Annotated in this window: 14 protein-coding genes and 2 tRNA genes; 6 read left to right on the top strand and 10 right to left on the bottom strand. The window is 48.9% G+C overall.

What is annotated here, in order from left to right; genetic code table 11:
- Positions 1-387: 387 nt before the first annotated feature.
- A tRNA-Leu gene (locus QGG23_02250) sits at positions 388-470 on the bottom strand.
- A gap of 85 nt (positions 471-555) precedes the next feature.
- Here QGG23_02250 and pyrH point away from each other — a divergent pair.
- The gene (pyrH, locus tag QGG23_02245; protein ID MDP6048258.1) at positions 556-1,224 is read left to right on the top strand and encodes a UMP kinase; all 669 of its coding nucleotides are present in this window, start codon (positions 556-558) and stop codon (positions 1,222-1,224) included.
- A gap of 118 nt (positions 1,225-1,342) precedes the next feature.
- Here the strand turns inward: pyrH and QGG23_02240 are convergent, their stop codons facing one another.
- A complete protein-coding gene (locus QGG23_02240) occupies positions 1,343-1,600 on the bottom strand; it encodes a hypothetical protein (GenBank protein ID MDP6048257.1) in 258 nt (85 codons plus the stop codon).
- A 16-nt stretch (positions 1,601-1,616) separates the two neighbouring features.
- Between QGG23_02240 and prf1 the strand changes: the two genes are divergently transcribed.
- A complete protein-coding gene (prf1, locus tag QGG23_02235) occupies positions 1,617-2,876 on the top strand; it encodes a peptide chain release factor aRF-1 (protein MDP6048256.1) in 1,260 nt (419 codons plus the stop codon).
- A gap of 76 nt (positions 2,877-2,952) precedes the next feature.
- On the opposite strand, the gene QGG23_02230 is transcribed toward prf1, so the two are convergent.
- From QGG23_02230 to QGG23_02220, 3 genes are all read right to left on the bottom strand, one after another.
- Positions 2,953-5,397, bottom strand: coding sequence for a valine--tRNA ligase (locus QGG23_02230; protein ID MDP6048255.1), 2,445 nt, complete (start codon positions 5,395-5,397; stop codon positions 2,953-2,955).
- Positions 5,398-5,635: 238 nt separating this feature from the next.
- Positions 5,636-6,466 carry an MBL fold metallo-hydrolase gene (locus QGG23_02225; GenBank protein MDP6048254.1) on the bottom strand — a complete coding sequence of 277 codons (831 nt, stop codon included), beginning with the start codon at positions 6,464-6,466 and terminating at the stop codon, positions 5,636-5,638.
- Positions 6,467-6,527: 61 nt separating this feature from the next.
- Positions 6,528-6,953, bottom strand: a complete 426-nt coding sequence (locus QGG23_02220) for a hypothetical protein (GenBank protein MDP6048253.1) — start codon at positions 6,951-6,953, stop codon at positions 6,528-6,530.
- A gap of 78 nt (positions 6,954-7,031) precedes the next feature.
- On the opposite strand from QGG23_02220, the gene QGG23_02215 reads away from it, so the two are divergent.
- Together QGG23_02215 and QGG23_02210 are read left to right on the top strand one after the other, a co-directional pair.
- Entirely contained in the window at positions 7,032-7,961 is a 930-nt protein-coding gene (locus tag QGG23_02215) for a PLP-dependent cysteine synthase family protein (protein MDP6048252.1), read from the top strand.
- An 81-nt stretch (positions 7,962-8,042) separates the two neighbouring features.
- A tRNA-Ile gene (locus QGG23_02210) sits at positions 8,043-8,120 on the top strand.
- Positions 8,121-8,311: 191 nt separating this feature from the next.
- On the opposite strand, the gene QGG23_02205 is transcribed toward QGG23_02210, so the two are convergent.
- The 4 genes from QGG23_02205 to QGG23_02190 form a co-directional block, all read right to left on the bottom strand.
- Positions 8,312-8,653 (bottom strand): hypothetical protein, encoded by a 342-nt coding sequence (locus QGG23_02205; GenBank protein ID MDP6048251.1) that lies wholly within the window; start codon positions 8,651-8,653, stop codon positions 8,312-8,314.
- Positions 8,654-9,059: 406 nt separating this feature from the next.
- Complete coding sequence (locus QGG23_02200) at positions 9,060-9,938, bottom strand: ketopantoate reductase family protein (GenBank protein MDP6048250.1); 879 nt, start codon at positions 9,936-9,938, stop codon at positions 9,060-9,062.
- 394 nt (positions 9,939-10,332) lie between these two features.
- Positions 10,333-11,628, bottom strand: coding sequence for an MFS transporter (locus QGG23_02195; GenBank protein ID MDP6048249.1), 1,296 nt, complete (start codon positions 11,626-11,628; stop codon positions 10,333-10,335).
- Between the two features lie 75 nt (positions 11,629-11,703).
- On the bottom strand, positions 11,704-12,222 hold the full coding sequence (locus QGG23_02190; protein MDP6048248.1) for a nitroreductase family deazaflavin-dependent oxidoreductase: 519 nt from the start codon (positions 12,220-12,222) through the stop codon (positions 11,704-11,706).
- Between the two features lie 235 nt (positions 12,223-12,457).
- Here QGG23_02190 and QGG23_02185 point away from each other — a divergent pair, with 235 nt between their 5' ends.
- Positions 12,458-13,033 carry a DUF998 domain-containing protein gene (locus QGG23_02185; protein ID MDP6048247.1) on the top strand — a complete coding sequence of 192 codons (576 nt, stop codon included), beginning with the start codon at positions 12,458-12,460 and terminating at the stop codon, positions 13,031-13,033.
- A 373-nt stretch (positions 13,034-13,406) separates the two neighbouring features.
- Here the strand turns inward: QGG23_02185 and QGG23_02180 are convergent, their stop codons facing one another.
- Positions 13,407-14,210 carry an SIMPL domain-containing protein gene (locus QGG23_02180; protein MDP6048246.1) on the bottom strand — a complete coding sequence of 268 codons (804 nt, stop codon included), beginning with the start codon at positions 14,208-14,210 and terminating at the stop codon, positions 13,407-13,409.
- A 215-nt stretch (positions 14,211-14,425) separates the two neighbouring features.
- Here QGG23_02180 and QGG23_02175 point away from each other — a divergent pair, with 215 nt between their 5' ends.
- Positions 14,426-15,487, top strand: a complete 1,062-nt coding sequence (locus QGG23_02175) for a histone deacetylase (GenBank protein ID MDP6048245.1) — start codon at positions 14,426-14,428, stop codon at positions 15,485-15,487.
- The last annotated feature ends 57 nt before the right edge of the window (positions 15,488-15,544 follow it).

Below are 15,544 nucleotides of genomic sequence, written 5' to 3'. Positions count from 1 at the left end.
TAAGCCGGTTTACTTCGATGGGTCTGAACGCAGTTTCCTTTAAGAGTTGAAGAAAAGCAGCATATTTCCTGTTGCAGCCTGCTATGAGTTGGTCAAGCTCTCTCTCAGTCGGGATATACGGGAGCGGTGAATCCTCTTCTCGGAATTTATCGTATTCATATTCAAAGCCTTTCCATTGACACCAGTTCCGATAGGCGTACTGTGCATTATTTTTTCGTTTTCCACCCCAGGGATGCTTCTTGATGAAATCCCGAACCGCCTCTGAGTCCCACAGGTTTACACGTTTCCGGAGAAACCCTACCAGTTTTCGCTTGGTTTCTATGGTTGATTCTCGGTATTGTTTCTCCTTCAGATATTCCTCAAATTTTTGGGGGGAGGAAGAAAAAGTGCGGGGAGAGGGATTCGAACCCTCGGAAGCCTGAGCTACAGGATCTTGAGTCCCGCCCCTTTGGCCACTCGGGAACCCCCGCCCAACCATCCAATCAACACAAGAAGCTTAAAACCGTTCCCCAGCCCACCCAACCACATAAATACGGACAAACCAACACCCGAACTATGAGAGTCTCCATTAGCCTCGGCGGAAGCCTCTTGGCCCAGATCCCTGACGCCATCACTAAATACGCGGACACCCTCATTGAGTTAAAGGAGAGAGGTCACCAGCTCATCGTAGTCACCGGAGGCGGCAGATCAGCCCGGCACTGGATCAGTCTCGCGAAGGAGCTCGGCGCTGACCCTTACACTCAAGACCGCCTTGGCATTCATGCAACCCACCTAAATGCGCTCCTCCTCATCGCCGCTCTCGGCTCCCATGCCCATCCCCACATACACCGCAGAGGGAGTGAAATCAAAAGACACCTAGATAACCAGATTCTTGTCGGTGGAGGCTATCTACCAGGCTCTAGTACAGATTATAGGGCAGTACTCTTTGCTCAGGCCGCCAAAGCAGAACTAATAGTTAACGCAACGAATGTTGATGGAGTATATGATAGAAACCCTAACCTAAACCCTGATGCAGTCAAGCTCCTTCATATCACCTACTATGGGCTTGAAAAAATCATAAACGAGAACGCCGTACAAGCCCCTGGAAAATATGGCCTCTTTGATCTGAAGGCCGTTAAGCGAGCCAAGAAGTTTAAACTCCCCCTTATATTTGTTGACGGCACAAATCCCAAAGAAATCGCGAGAGCTATTGAGGGGGGGCACAACGGCACTGAGGTCCGCTAAAACTAGGGTGCTCCTCGGATTACCACGTAGTTTATCTTACACCATCCAGTGAAGCTGGGACCACAGTAAAAGCCTCAGCCTTGTAACAACTGATATGGCCATGGAAAACTGACTGATACTAATCTCCACTTATTATGAGATAGCCATCCTCATAGATATAGAGCCAAATCCTAGGCCCTTGAACCTTGTTAAAAAATGGAATACATGACCTAGCCCTCTTCTCTATATCTTGACCCTCTGAAGCATCAATACCCAGAATCCGCCTTTCCCATGATTGATGTTCAACGAGAGGCGCGCGATTTATTGTTCCCGGGATTTTTCCATTGAGTATGGATCTCAGTAATGCATATAACGTGAGGATAGATAATTTCACCATTCGCGGAGAATACCCCATGTCAAAGGAAGAGAATAGTTCCCTGACGAGATTCCGGTTCCAACGAATGCTGGAAATTCTGGAGAAGAAACAAGGCAGAGGCACTGAGCTCATCACGGTCTATATTCCCCCAGGGAAACAGATCAGTGAAGTGATGAACGACCTCCGCACTGAGTGGGGCACCGCTGGAAACATTAAGTCAAAGACAACCAAGAAAAACGTCCAAGATGCCCTCACCAAAGCGATGGAGCAGCTCAAGCTATATCGGAAGATACCTGAAACCGGCCTTGTCCTTTTCGCTGGAAGCATTGCGAGCGCCCAGCTTGGAGTAGGGGAAATGGAAACCCATGTGATCATTCCCCCTGAACCCATTGGTATCTACTACTACCGCTGCGAACATGAATTTATGTTAAAACCCCTCTTTGAGCTCCTGAGATCCGAGGATGCCTTCGGGATCCTGATTTTAGACTCCAAGGCAGCCACCTTCGCAATGCTCAAGGGGAAGAGGGCAGACATTATTAAGCACATTAGTTCGGGGGTAGCGGGAAAGACCCGGGCGGGAGGTCAGAGCGCTCGGAGGTACGAAAGACTCCGGGATATGCATCTCAACGAGTTCTTCACAAGGGTTGGGAAACATATAACTGAAATATTCCTCAACGCCCAAAATCTAAAGGGAATAATCGTGGGGGGACCGGGCCCCACTAAGGAGGATTTTCTCAAGGGGAACTATCTCCACTATGAACTCAAGGACCAGATCCTCACAACAGTTGACACGGGTTACACGGGTCGTGCGGGGGTCAAAGAGGTCGTGGAGCGGAGCCGAGAATTCATAAAGAACGTTAGGTTCTATGAGGAAAGGAAAATGGTCCAGAATTTCCTTTATAACGTGGGGCAGGAGACTGGTCTGGCTACCTACGGCGAGAAGGAGATCCTCCAAGCTCTTAAGGTAAGCAACGTCAGGACCCTTCTACTCAGCGAGGGGATCCGCAGGGCCATGTTAAAGTTGAAGTGTAGGGAGTGTGGTTACATCGAGACCAAGATAACGGACCTCGACAAGATGGGGGACTTCGAGAAGATAGGGGATCTAACCTGCCTTAGGTGTGGAAACGGGAGTTACGAGCTCATCGAAAAAGTGGATTTGTTCGAGGCATTAGTGAAGATGGCAGAAGGCGCTAAAGCTCAGATTGAGGTAATCTCTTCGGAGACCGAGGAAGGGGAAATGCTCTTCAAATCTTTTGGTGGAATCGCGGCAATCCTCAAGTATCGACAATTCGCATAATAAATGCAAGGAACCTGAGACTAACTATCAACAGAATCTGCTTTAGGTAAATGAAGGGGGGGAATGAAAATGGCGTTTATTCCTTTTGCACCTGAACAGAGAAGGAGAATCTGACGCCTTCGTAGCCCTCAATAGGATACTCTCCGCCCTCTTCTTCCTGGATCTCAACACTTTCCGACTTAAGGGTCGCAGCGATATCCTCAATACCCAAAACTAGGCTATCGGCCTTCTCAGCCTCTGAGACATAGATGAAGACCTGGTCTAGGGGCGCATTGAGAGAGATACCTTGTCGGTTCTTCTCCCTCCGGATGTCCCGAATCGCTGAGATTATCAGCTCCCCGTGAGCTTCCGACTTAAAGTCAACTAAGGATTCGTCTTGATCGGGCCATTTGCTCAAATGGATGCTGTCGCGTTCGCCTTTAGAGTACATTGTGCAGTAAATCTCTTCGGTTAAGTGGGGCATCACCGGGGCGAGGAGTTGTAGAATGCGCTTTACTGCATAATGGAGTGTCCACTGGGCGGCCGCCTTCTCTTCTCCCTCCCCATAAAGCCTGTGTTTCACCGCCTCAAGGTAGTGGTCACAGAAAACGTGCCAAACGAAGTTCCGAGTAGCATCAGCAGCGTTCATAAATCGGCACTCCTCAAACTCTTTTGTAGCCAGCTTCACCAAGTTTTCAAGTTTGGTCAATATCCATTTATCAACAAGCTCCAGCTGAGGTTTTTCCCCTTGCTCATAGTTTTCAAGCCTCATACTTGCGAAGCGACAGGCGTTCCAGAGCTTCCTGATAAACCTCCAGCCGTATTCTACGTCGGTCCATCTAAAGGGGATATCAGTACCCGTGCTCCCGCCTGTAGCAGCCCACATCCGGGCTGAGTCGGAGCCATATTTATCAAAGACCTCCGGAGTAGCAACGAAATTACCGAGACTTTTACTCATCTTGCGGCCGTCTCCCCCTAACACCATCCCGTTGATAAGCACTGAGTCGTAGGCGTTCTCCCCAAAGAGGGAGATGTGGCGTACCATGAGATAGTATGCCCAGGTCCTGATGATGTCCTGTCCGCTGGGGTGCAACGAGGCTGGGAATAGTTTCCGCCAGTCTTCTCTATCAGGCCACCCGGCGTGGATGGCGCAGGTGAGACTTGAGTCAAACCAGGTGTCCAGCACGTCAGATTCACCAATCCACTCAGTTTCACCGCACTCGCAGGTGTGCTCAGTAATGGTTACTCGAGGGTCGACGGGTAACTCCTCGGACTTGGCCAACCGGATCGTCCCACATCCCTTGCAGTACCAGGCAGGTATAGGAGTGGCAAACACTCTCTGCCTGCTCAGCACCCAATCCCATTCAAGGCCAGTAGCCCAGTCAATGAGCCTGTTACGCATCCAGTCAGGGAACCACTTAATCTCTTTAGCAGTCCGCACCACATCGTCCGTGAGACTCATTGTCCGCATAAACCACTGATCTGTAGAGACCACTTCTATCGAAGTATCACATCTCCAGCAGGCCCCCACCTCCTGAGTTATGCTCTCAATACCGTGGAGGAGGCCGAGTTCATCAAGATCGGCCACGATGGCCTTCCTTGCCTCCACGATCCCCATCCCATCGTACTTCCCAGCAGCATTAGTCAATATCCCCCTCTCATCAATGAGCTTGATCACAGGTAGCTTATATCGGGCCACGGCTACGACGTCAGCCTTATCCCCGTAGGTGCAGATCATCATAGAACCAGTGCCAAACTCAGGGTCAACCTCGGCGTTCGCGATAATGGGTACAATCCTTTGGGAATAGGGAAGCTTCGCCTCCTTACCCACAAGATGGTTAAACCGGTCGTCGTCAGGGTGCACCCCAATAGCCACGCAGGCTGGAATGTATTCTGGCCTCGTGGTGGCAATGAGTAGGTCCTCCCCCTCAATGCTAAAGGCAATGGTATATATCTTCCCGGTTCTGTTCTGCCGTTCTACCTCAGCGTCAGCAATCGCCGTCTCGCATCGGGGACACCAGTTAATGGGGTGATCTCCCTTGTAGATCATGTTCTTGTCGTAAAGAATAAGGAAGCTCTTCTGCACCTTCCGGATGTAATCAGGCTCCATGGTGCGGTACTCGAGGCTCCAATCAACACTGCACCCAAGGCGGATCACAGCTTCCTTCATGACCCCGATGTATTGCTCGATCCATACCTCGCAGAGGGCCCTGAACTGGTCAGGAGGCAGATCAGAACGCCTGATTCCCTTAGCTTTTTCCACAGCAACTTCTGTTGGGAGGCCATGGCAGTCCCATCCCTGGGGGAAGTTAACGTTAAAGCCTTGCATCCTCTTGAACCGGGCTCTCATATCAAAATAGGTCCAGTTGAGGACGTTACCCATGTGGAAGTTCCCGCTCGGATATGGCGGAGGCGTATCGATGCTGTATCTTTGTCTCGAGTTATCCTCCCAGTCGTATCTGTATATCCCTCGCTCCTCCCAAAGCGATTGCCATTTCTTTTCGTTTTCAATGAAATTTATCTTTCTTGGAAGTCTCTTCAATAGGTTCACTCCTTTTTTGCTGCGCACAATGATCCAGGATTCGAATACGAATAGTGGTACAACTGGGATTTATAACGGTGTCCGCATCGGCCCAAGTAGTATTGGGATATCCCTGGAAAATCCCTTCAGTTCTTTTACAGAGGAGCAACAAAGCGATACCCCATAAGCATCTCCTCAGGCTACAGATTAGGTGGAATAAGAGTGACAATAAAAACTTTGTTATAGAGCAAAATGAGACTTATGCATCAATGATACGAGGACTTTCGCACTTTCTAGAACTCCTGACTTCTATCCGATCACTAACGATCACCCTCATTCCGTCCTGAGCAGCCACCACGGGGATACCGGTCTCCTTTTCAATGTAGGTGGCCTCCTCTCCGGGCTCTGCGTTCAGCATTTTCATCCCGAAGTGGGTGAGGATTACGGCCCCAGGCTTAGCTTTCTCAACGATAATCCGCACCTCCTCTGTGTTGAGGTGGTATCTCAGATGTTCCCAACGAGGCCACATGGCACAGGCGATTAGTATCCGTAGGCCACGATATTGCTCGCTAAGGCCCTCGAAGAACCCCGTGTCTGAGGTGTAACCCACGTCACCGACCCCTGGAACCCTGATCCGAATCCCCACGCCTTCGGTCTCACTATGCCGAGCCTCCATGGCCTCCAAAACAAGACCATCGATCCCGAAGGAACGGCCAGACTTCATTGTCTCCACCGTTGCCGGGAGGTTTGAGTGGTACCTGGAGACGCCTCTGTCATAGTCGGAGTTTCCTATGAGCACGCTCTTTGGGGCTGCGAAGAGCCCCCGCTTTGTTCTGGTCCCGTGACTCATGGCTTCAATGAGGACTTCTGCATCAGTGTAGTGGTCGGGGTGGCAATGGGTAACTACGATCCCTTCAAGATTCTGGGGGTCGAGGCGGGCCAAGTTTGAGTATACGAGGGCTCCTGGGCCAGGATCAACGTGAACGTGGGTCTCTCCGTGGACGAGTAGGATTCCTGCAGTCCTGCGTTTCTGGGTAAGCATGGAAAAGCGGCCGCCGCCTGTTCCAAGGAAATAGATGTCAAGTGGCATCAACGGTAATACCGTAAAAGGAGTACCCGAGGGTTTAAGCTATGCCTAAAATGAGACGAATCTACTTGGCTTCAATCTCGGGTTCATCGTTCCAGCCAACGAGGCCCAGAGAGCATGCGCAGGTATCCAGCTCCTTGAGGCTGGGCATTGAATCCATATGGATCTCGCACATCAGCCTCTCACTCCTGACGGAGAGGCAGGCCTTGCAAAGCTTCATAAGGAGCATATCCGCTGGAGACTCCTTGTTGACCATATCCCTCGCAATATCGGTGATGATCCCCATCACCTTATCAGATCTTTTTATAAGACCCGAGGCCTCGTCTCCCCTTGTCCCTTTTAGGTACTGAGTGACCGCTGCGGGGGTGACATCCATCTTCCTCGCGATGTCAGCTTTCTTGAGGCTGAAGTCCTCGAATAGTTCCTTAGCTATCTCTACCCGGAGGGCAGGAAGGATGTATTGGACCACCATCATGCAGGGGGGCTTCATTTCACCTGAGATTACTGAGGTAAAGCTTATATGTTTAACGCCGTTAAGAAAAAAACGGTTTAATATCGGAGTGGTTGAATGGTCATCGCCAACAGCATCACTGACCTGATAGGGGGCACTCCTCTCCTCAGGATCAACGGGCTTACGGGACCCTGCGATGCAGAGGTCATAGTCAAGCTAGAAAGCTTCAACGCCGGCGGCTCTATCAAGGACAGGATTGCAAAGTACCTCATCGAATACGCTGAAGCTGCTGGATCCCTCGACAAGGATAAGACAATTCTCGAGGCGACCTCGGGAAATACGGGCATCGCCCTAGCCATGATCGCCGCGGCTAAGGGATACAAGATAACAATCGTGATGTCCAAGAGGACTAGCGAAGAAAGAAGGAAGCTCATTAGGGCATATGGGGCCGACCTGGTACTCAGCCCAGCAGAGAGGGGGACGGGGGGGGCCATTGAGATGAAGCGAAGCCTTTTGGAGGAGAACCCAGAAAAATATATAGACATCAACCAATTCAGGGACCCCGCTAACATCCTGGCCCACTACCAGACCACGGGGCAGGAGATAATCAAACAGACAGGCGGGGATTTTAACATGGTCGTCACCGGCATAGGCACTGGGGGAACCGGCGCGGGGATCTCCTTGAGAGTAAAAGGATTCAAACGATCCATCCAAGTAATAGGAGTCACATCCAAAAAGGGCAGCTCCATCCCAGGGCTGCGGAATCCCAACGAGCCTAACCCGACCCAGCTATTCCGGCCAGAAGGATTCGACGAGATCGTAAGTCTTTCTGATGATGACCACCCCGCTGTGAAAGCCGTAGCAAGGGGAGCTGCAAAGGAAGAGGGCTTACTGGTGGGGATGAGCGCAGCAGCAATTCTCCACATTGCGCTGCAAAAGGCGAAAAGTCTAGGAAAGGGAAAGAAAATAGTCGCTATACTTCCCGATGACGGGATGAAGTATCTAAGCACCGATTTCTATAGCAGCAACTTGCCTCAGTCAAACTGAGGCAAGTTTTCCAGATGGCCCCGATCCCGCCTAGTCGGATAATAATTTAAAAAGGGGATTGATATCAATGGTTGTACGGCTGGGCCCGTGGCTTAGGATGGTTAAAGCGTTCGACTGATAATCGAAAGATCATGAGTTCAAATCTCATCGGGCCCACCACTCCTCAAGTTCACTTTACAAGCTTTTTTTAGTTTATTGGACGCGCGCGAAAAACAGGCTTAGTGCTCAAGAATCCCCAATCCAAACAAACTTTATAAAATTAGTAAAACATAACCCAAAAAGGTTCTGTACATTTCAGTAGACTGGTAAAAGAAAAAGAACAGATAAAATAAATTCTTGCCGTGAAGAGACTAAATCTCCGTGTTTTTATCTTTTTTATCTATATCTCGCTCGTGTGAATCAAGCGTAACGCCTGCTTTCTCTAGAGAGTTCTTAGGGGTACTCAACCATTCGAGAACTTTATCAACAGTTCTTACAACCTGCGGCACAAAGTCTTTGTATGGACCTATCTGGTTTTTCATCTGAACTAAGATCTCCTTGACTTGCACTTGTCTTTCCTCTGAGGGATAGATTAGATATCGCTCTACTTCTTCCAAGGCATTAATGGCGTCAGTGACCATCTGTCCGTACCATTTATAGCTCTCGAGAACCCTTTTCGACTCCTCTAAGTCTTTTTTGAGCTCATCCTTCATCAGTATCACACATCAAACTTGAGGGTTTTAGAATATTGTGTATTATCTCACAAGACTTTAGTCGTTATTGTGTGTGTTTGAGTTTTTTATCACACGCGTTTATTCTCTCTAATATGTATATAGGTTCTTTGAATTAGATTGATTTATTCGAAAAAGTGGTTGCTTTTAAGCCTCTTTTTGTGTTTAAACGTTAGAACCTTGAGGTTGAATTTCAAAATGTTCTGCGTCGCACATGGTCTAGGAGCGGGATGGAGGGCCACGTGCCACTTCTGGAGGTCAATAGGACTTATAGTTTGACTTTATCGGGTGCGCATCATTTTTGAGACTATATTAAGATACCCTAAAACAGGCTTGTGACCTGCGCCAAGTAGGTCGCGTGCGCGCCACAGGCCCACCTTGTTCGGGTCTACATTGCTATATAACGCGCGCGCATGAACTGAATCAGTAAGATGAAGACATCGTTGACAGGCGTAGGCACTTTATGTCTCCGTCCCAGTTCGCTTATCTTTCCGTTTAGGAAATCTATCTCGGTCTTCCGTCCCTTCATGATGTCCTGGCACATCGATGAGAGATTAGAGTAAGAGGCTGCAGCCCTTGAGATCTCCCCCTCTAAATCACCATCGAGGTTGACTCCTTCCCTTTCGGCGACCCTTATACACTCATCCACGATGCTCTTCCTGACCTCCCTCAGACCATCGACCGCTATCTCCGTGCTGGGCATACAGAACAGGGCGCTGAGGGGATTGATAACGCAATTCATAGTTAGTTTCCTCCAAATCTCTGTGTCCATCCGCTCTGATAGCCGGACCTGAAGGCCGCACGAAGTGAAAAGCCGCTCTATCTTTTCACTTTTGGCTGTCTTGGGAAGCACGGTGTCTCTGACCAACTTAACCTCGATCCGCCCAGGGGATAGAAACTCCACCCCAGTTGAGACAAGCCCCCTTATCACATCAACCTCCGGGCCAACTAAAGCTTGAACCAGGTCCTCATTACCAAGACCGTTCTGCAAAACCAAGATTGTTGTATTGGACCTAAGGACTCCCCTGATTTTATTAATTGTTTTCTCTATGTCATAGGCCTTAGTTGTGAGAATTATTAATGAGTCCCCTAGGTTGCCTCTGATCTCAGTTGAGACGTCTAAGTCAAAGACCCCATCGATCGCCCCAGTAAGTTCCAAGCCCCGGGACTTAATGGCATCAATATGTCTCTGCCTGCCTATGAGGAGGACGTCCATTTTCCGTGAGAGCATGTAGCCGTAATAACTGCCTATAGCCCCAGCTCCCAGGATAATGACTTTTGTAAAACCTGATATTTTAACGGTCGTTAAACTTCAAATACCCCCTCTTTTTATGAATGCTCCCCTACCATCTCCAGCATTAACTTCATCAAGATTGAGCACCTCGTTAATATAGGCGTCTATGATCCCTCAAAGTACGAGCTTTGAGCTTATAATGGAAAAAAGTTCCTAAAAAAAACTATTGCGCGCGATGGTGTAATTTGTCACTATAACGTGTAAAAATACATCACATGATTTATCTCTTAAAGCCAGGGTATTTAATCTAAGGTCTAACTCCGCATTTTAACAAAAACTCCCTGCGTACACTAACATTTAGAAGAAAAAATTATCTTTTTTAAGACCTTTACAATCTTTCTCGTAAGAGGCGCGCGCCGGGTCTTTGTCAGATCTCGGCGATTTTAGGGTCACGAATGTAGAGCCCTGTTACGGCTAAGGACATCAGGATGGTGAAGACAAGGAAAAGCCAAGGATATATGGGGTTCACAGCGTAGAGTATCCCCCCTGCGACTGAGGCGACCATTAAGGGGATGGTTATTAGGAACCCCACCCCTGGCCCCCCAGTCCCTCCCCCTGTAGCCCCAACGATAACCGTGCCCCTCCCTAAGGCAGCCATCACTCTCCCACGGATGTCTCGGGGAACATAATCTGCCATGAGTGCTGAACAGGCGGGGATGAAAAGTACGTTGGAAACCCCAACGGCGAGGCGGATCGCCAGCACCTGGTAAAAGCCTCGGGCGAAGACGAACATAGGAATAGATATAATAGAAAAAAGGAGTGAAGCCATTAGGGACCTGGCCCTACCATACTTGTCCACCAATACGCCGGCGGGGATGTAAAAGACGACCTTAAGGGCGCCCTCGATGAAAAGGATCAGCCCCCAATCCACTGTGGAAAGTCCGATCTCCTCCACAACGTACACCACCCAAAAGCTTGACGCGACACCGTTGGCCATAAACCCGAGGACCATCACTACCCCCAGAGCCTTTAAGGGGGCGGGAAGCTGTCGCAGCATCAAGGGTATCCCTCCATAGACATCCCTAAAGATCTGGGAGACGCTCAAGCGAGGGCCCATTTCGACTTCCCTGGCGGTCTCATCGAGGAATCGGAGATTGATAGTGGCCCCCGCGGCGCCAGCCCCAGCTAGGAGCGCATAAAGGATCCTCATCCCTGGAGCGGTATCATAGATCTGGAGCACGAGGGCCGCGATGTAAGGGCTAAACATCCCTAGGACCGAGGCTATGGTGGTCATGGTCGCGACGCCGATCCCCCTATTCTCAGGGGCCAAAGAGTCCGCAATTATCGCGGAGGTGGGAGGGAACTGGAACACCATGAAGCCCTGGAGGAAAGCGCCTAGTGCAATCCACTCCCAGCTTGGCGCGAAGACGTAAAGCATCATTGTCGCAGCTGAAAGGTACCCTGCTAGGGCGATGAGAATCTTTCTCCCGGCCCTATCAGTGAAGTAACCTGCCAGGGGGAACATAACTAGGCCGGCAAGAGGGCGTAGGGAGTTGATTATCCCGATCTGGGAGGACCCCCCGCCTAGAGCAAGGACATACAGGCTGGCGTATGGGAACACCATGCTCCTGAAGAACCTGCCTAGGACTTGGGTCATAGTGAGGACTGCAATATTCCCGGTCATAAAGCTGAAACGATTTTGGATCCCTAGATGTTCCCCCATAAAACCAACTGTCTTTCTTCGCGTTATCTAGCTAACCCACGGGGAAATCTTATAATGGTTATGAGTGCGCTTCCATCACTTCTCTCTTTTCATTGATGGAGTAATTGCCAGAACCATCTCTTTTGTTAGCACTTCCATAAGCTCTTCCGTTGAGAGAACGTCTAGATCGATACCCATCATCTTGTAGAGACCTTTCATATAGTCTCTATGTTCATCAATGTACCTAAATAACAACTTACTGCCATTTTGACCTGATACTTGTTCAGATTTAGCTTTAAACCGTCGTCTACCTATTTGAACGTTGAAAACAGGATTGACCTTAATGTTCTTTACCCAATCAGCTCCAGCCCCATACGCAGAGGAGACATAGTAGACATCTTTCTCCAAATCATGTTCTAGCACATCAACGAGCACAGAGTGAGACTTTCCGGTTCTCCTACCTTTGGTTGTGATCTTGATGAATTGGGCTCCAATTATTCGCTCCCATCCTAATATTCTCAGGTTGTAAAGGTAAAGTGGAATTCGAAAGAATAGTCGCCATAATCGGTTTGGACGTTTACCATCTAGCGCCATTGTATGCTTGAGTTTTAGCATTAAGGTAGATAAGGGTTAACTGGATCGTTTCATGTCAATAATCTAATTGAACTTTTCTAATTGAGGGACTGTCTTTTCAGTGAAAGAACGGATAGAGGACATGAGGGGTTCCATTGAACAAGCTGGAAAAGAGCTTATGGAGACGAGAGCTCTGATTAATAAATACCAAGATGTGGGTCGCGCTCAATCCCCAAAGCATTAATTATTACATTCTTATCATATTACTAGTTTCCTCATGTCTATTATTAAGATGAAGTTCACTAAACTTTCGGGTTTATGTGGAATAATAGGACCTATATCTGCTCTATTCCTGATATTTCTCGCCATCAATCAAGCACAATGGTTTTCTTGGACGAATAACTCCCTCAGCGATCTGGGAGTGAGCGAAGTATCCTATCTCTTTAACTCCGCAGTAATCTTTGCAGGCATTTTGAATTTCTTCTTTGCTCTGGGGGTGAAACGTATTTTTGGTCAAGATAAATTTTCGAAAGTTGGCATCATTATACTTCTTTTAGGGGGTGCGTCACTTGGGCTAGTTGGGGTATTCACCGAGGAGTCTCCAGTGATCCATAATCTTGTCGCAATGGGTTACTTCGTCCTTTTCCCAGTAGCTTTGATTTTACTAGGATTTTCTCTCCGTAGAATCGACGGGAATTATGGAGTTTTCACAGTTTTATCGGGTGTTTTAGCTTTGGGGGGGATCTTTGGGTTGTCTAGTTTCTATGTGGGACTTGCGATTCCGGAGATCGTCGAGGCAATAGTCTTGGCTTTGTGGACTATTTCGATGGGAATTAAACTGTTCAGGAAATGATTTCAAAATGGTGAGCAAAGTTTCATGGAATTTTGGAAGGGGGATTAATGATAGATAGATTACAGAGGATGACGGGAAATGTTGAGCGAGATTTGAAAAAAGGTTAATCGCAAACGGGGTCATTGATGAAAACATCGGTCGGTGGAACGTGGATGTGGTACATGCCGAACGCCTCGCTCGCGATTATAGTAATCGGGATCTTATCGCCTATAGTATGGAGTTGCACAGGGACCGGACATTAGAATGGGCTCACCGTAGATACTCATAGGCGAATTGACATTGATCATCGTGAAAACTATCTAGTAAAATCTCATTCGCCTAGTTCAGATTAGGAATATGTTGAAAAATAAAAAAAATGGTTTGATGTCGCAATCTACTGGATGCTGAACGCAATCTGGACGTTGACAGAGACGCTCAAGCTCCCTTCGATGATGGGAGTAGGCACGGAGGATCTACTGTCCATTGCCATCTCTACGTTTCCCCTATAAGGGGAGTAGGGAGCAAAAGAGCTCTCGCTTACGTAAAGGACGTCAGTTATCTCTAGATCCAAAGTGTTGGCGATTAGTTCAGCTTTTTCCCGTGCATTCTGGAGAGCCAAAACGTAGGCATTATTTGCTAAGTCCTTGGCTTCTTGATCGGAGATTCCGAAACTGATTCCTTGGATATTATTGGCGCCGGCTGCAGCTGTAAGATCAATGACCTCCCCCACCATGTTAATATCCTCAACAGTAATTTGGATCATGTTAGTGACTTGATAGCCTTTGACGGATCTGGTTTCCCAGTCATAGTTGGTGTTTACACTGTAGGTTACAGTCTTGACCTTGTCTTCCGCTATGCCCAGTCCTGTGATGGCATCTATTACCGAGGTCATAAGAAGAGCGTTTTCCTCCACCGCCTTAGCTGCGACGGGATTATCTGTCCATGCCCCAAGTGTAAGTGTAGCCTGGGTTGCTTTAGCGGAGACACTCCCTTGTCCAGACACTTGGATAGAATTGACGTCGGCATCACCTAAGGAGGTAGCATATCCAATTCCCAGAGAGGGCGGTATCCCAGCTGGGAACTTGAATATGGTCTCATCCATCTTCTCTCGGAACGGGTTATAGGCGATAATTGCTCCGGCGACTATGATCGAGAGGCAGATCGCTAAGACGTAGATGTATTTCCTTTTCAGACTCATTTCTTCTTCAGGATATATAGAAACATAGGATGGTAATATTACCACTCTTTAGACCAGTCGTTAAAACTTATTGTGGCTACGTTCTAACTAATAAAACAAGTATCTGAGCAGGGAATCTATCATCATTTAAAGCTCGCATCAAGTGCGATCAGAGCAATTGAGGATATCCCCTTATCTTTTCCGATCGGTAGTAAACATGTATCAGGTTGAACGCTATGGAACCGGTTGTCCTGGTCTACCATGAAGGGATTTCCAGATACGACTTTGGCCCAGGCCATCCCTTCAGGGGCGATAGGTTCCCGAAATTTATGGATCTGATTGAGGCTCACGGTTTACTAAACCATCCTAGGGTCTCCGTCATAGAGCCAGAACCCGCTGGCGATGAGATCCTAAAATTGATCCATCCGGAATCCTACATCAGGGAAGTTGAGAGGCGAAGTGAAAAATACATCCCGCTGTCAGGTGATACCCCCCTCAGCCCATCCATAGTAGATGCAACGCGACTCATCGTCGGGACATCCGTGCTGGCGGGGGAACTAGTCGCCACGGGAGCCGCTAAGATAGGGGAGGGCGTCGGCGGGGGGCTCCACCACGCCGGACGGAAATACGGGGGGGGATTCTGTGTCTTCAACGACGTCGCTGTTTGCGCTCAGAGCCTCGTCGAGCGCCTCGGCCTAGAGAGGGTGCTCATCCTCGACTCCGATGTCCACGCGGGGAACGGCACCATGGATATTTTCTATGAAGACCCCCGGTTCCTATACATCTCGGTGCACCAGAATCCCCTTACCATCTTTCCTGGAACGGGTTTCATCAACCAGATTGGGGAAGCGGATGGTGCTGGATTCACGGTAAATGTGCCTCTCCCTCCAGGTGCTGATGACCGCTGCATGGCCATGTTCCTTGAGGAAGTCTTCAAACCCCTTGCAAAGGAGTTCAAGCCCCAGGTGATAATAAGGAACGGTGGTACAGACCCCCACTTTTCAGACGGTCTAGGGAGGCTTAACCTGACATTTCAAGGGCTCTGGGACATAGGAATGGCCGTGTCTAAGGTCGCTGAGGAGGCCGGTTGCGGCGTAGTCGACCTCTGCTGCAGCGGCTACAATCCAGAGACAGTCGCCGAAGGGTGGCTCTCGCTCCTCACTGGAGTGATGGGTGAGAAGAACCCAATTGTGGAATTGGCTTTTAGTCCGAGGAGCTCTGAGGTCGTGTTAAAGGAGGCCGAGAGAATTATTGGCGACGTCAAGAGACAACTCCGAGAATATTGGTGCTTCTGTTGACGTGGTCCTATACTGTATTTTTTTAGGCGAGAGTGTAAACTAGGGTAGTGAGGGTTC

This window comes from Candidatus Bathyarchaeota archaeon (assembly GCA_030739585.1).
Classification (GTDB): domain Archaea; phylum Thermoproteota; class Bathyarchaeia; order TCS64; family TCS64.
Note: the sequence above shows the minus strand (reverse complement) of the source record. Positions and strands in the feature narration are given on the sequence as shown.